Below are 2,048 nucleotides of genomic sequence, written 5' to 3' on the forward strand. Positions count from 1 at the left end.
ATACAATACACAAAAAAAAAATAAAAGAGAAAAATATTGTTAATTCCACTTTTTTGCGGTATTATTAATATAATGGAAAATGCCGCCACGCTTAATAATTCCGCCGTCGCCTTAACCGAGGCAAATAAGCCTTTTGAGGCTATCCCCTTATTCCGCGAGGCTTTAATTTTAGAGCCCGAAAACCCCTTATTATGGCTGAATTTAGGCATTGCCCAGCAGAAAACAGGCGAATATTCGCAGGCTATTGAAAGTTTTATGCATTCGGTAACAATTGACAGCGATATTTCAGAAGCGTGGAATTCCATGGGGTTAATTTATTACGAGTTGAACGAATTTGCCCTTGCGGAAAACTGCTATCACACAGCTCTGTCGTCCGATGACAACGACCCAAAAATATGGAATAACTTGGGCGTTTTGTATTTTAACATAAATAATTTTGAAGAAGCCCGCAATTGTTTTGAAAAATCGGTAAGCCTTTTCCCTCAAAATAAGGACGCGTTAATAAATCTACGCGATACTTGCAGGGAGTTGGGCGATTACCGCGCGGCGGCTGAATTTGAACGTGTTATATCAAATTTAGATATTACTAATCAGGCATAACATAAAATGAAAATACTCTATGTGGCTGAACTTGTCGGTAAGGCGGGGGTATATACTTTTAAAAACGCTTTAAACGAATTAAAAAAAACTTATCCTTGGGATTTTTTGATTGTATGCGCCGACGGAGCTACGGGCGGGAACGGGCTTGGCAGAAGCCATGCTGTTTACCTCCACAAACTGGGCGCAAATGTCATAACGCTTGGCGAATGTTGTTTTTATAAAAAAGATTTAACTGAAAACCTTGAAAAAAGCCCTTATGTATTGCGCCCTGAAAATCTTAATGCCGACGCTCCGGGAATAGGCACAAAAATTTTTAATACGGAAAAAGGAAAGGTAGCCGTGGCTGTCTTTATCGGGCAGAACGGGTTCGGTCGCATTCATGCGAATAGCCCCTTCACCGCCATTCCCGAAACTCTTGAACGTCTCAGAAAACAAACGCCCTATGTCATAGTGGATTTTCACGCTCAGGCAAGCGCTGAAAAAAAGACTTTTTTTTATGCCGCCGACGGTCTTTGTTCTGCCGTAATAGGTTCGCACACCAGAGTTCAAACTGCGGACGAAACCATCATGCCCAAAGGAACAGCGTTTATAAGCGACGCCGGCAGAACGGGAAGTCAACAATCTGTCGGCGGCTGTGAAATAAATTCGCGCATAAACGAATACCTTACAGGCATCCCCAATTGGACAAAAGAAGCATGGGACTCTCCTGAATTGCAGGGCGTGTATCTGGAGATAGACAAAGACGGTAAAGCACGTTCTATTGAGCGGGTTCGTGTTGCTACAGAATAAGAATCAGTAGCCAGCCGCCGCTCCACCGGCTAAAAGTTTAACCGCCGAGCTTGTTCCAATCCGCTCCGCTCCGGCGTTAATAAACGCTTCCAAATCTTCGCGTGTTTTTACGCCGCCTGCGGCTTTTATCTTCACTCCAGCGCCGATATGCTTTTTAAAAAGCTCTACGTCAGCCAATGTCGCGCCGGCTGTTCCAAAACCTGTAGAAGTTTTGATAAAGTCGGCTCCGGCTTCCGTAACAATTTTACAAAGACGTATTTTTTCGTCTTCGGTTAAGTAGCAGGTCTCTATAATCACTTTTAATATTTTTTCGCCGCAAGTTTTTTTAATCAGCCTTATTTCTTCCAGTACAAAATCAAAACTGCCGTTTTTTACGTCGCCTACATTAATTACCATGTCAATTTCATTTGCGCCGCTTAAAATGGCGCGTTCCGCTTCCAGAACTTTTGCGGCGGTTATTGAATAGCCCAACGGAAAACCGATGACTGTGCAGATATTTAAACTTTTAAATTCATTGTGAATAGATTTTACATAAGAAGGCGGCACGCAAACAGACGCGGTTTTAAACTTAACCGCCTCATTGCAGAGAGTTTTAATTTCTTCCCATGAGGCGGTCATTTTTAACAGCGTATGATCTATTCGCTTTAAGATTTCGCCGA

The 2,048-nt window shown here is 42.7% G+C and carries 3 protein-coding genes; 2 read left to right on the top strand and 1 reads right to left on the bottom strand.

Annotation, left to right across the window (positions count from 1 at the left end):
* Positions 1-36 precede the first annotated feature (36 nt).
* Together ACYVTD_RS11985 and ACYVTD_RS11990 are read left to right on the top strand one after the other, a co-directional pair.
* Complete coding sequence (locus ACYVTD_RS11985) at positions 37-600, top strand: tetratricopeptide repeat protein (protein WP_461247991.1); 564 nt, start codon at positions 37-39, stop codon at positions 598-600.
* A gap of 6 nt (positions 601-606) precedes the next feature.
* Positions 607-1,389, top strand: coding sequence for a TIGR00282 family metallophosphoesterase (locus tag ACYVTD_RS11990; RefSeq protein ID WP_461247992.1), 783 nt, complete (start codon positions 607-609; stop codon positions 1,387-1,389).
* A gap of 3 nt (positions 1,390-1,392) precedes the next feature.
* Here ACYVTD_RS11990 and deoC read toward each other — a convergent pair whose 3' ends face one another.
* Entirely contained in the window at positions 1,393-2,040 is a 648-nt protein-coding gene (deoC, locus tag ACYVTD_RS11995) for a deoxyribose-phosphate aldolase (RefSeq protein WP_461247993.1), read from the bottom strand.
* Positions 2,041-2,048: the final 8 nt, after the last annotated feature.

Source organism: Treponema sp. R6D11, from assembly GCF_054786075.1.

Excerpts from the sequence above, each read along its gene's own strand:
- ACYVTD_RS11990 (WP_461247992.1), top strand. The coding sequence starts at position 607 with ATGAAAATACTCTATGTGGCTGAACTTGTCGGTAAGGCGGGGGTATAT.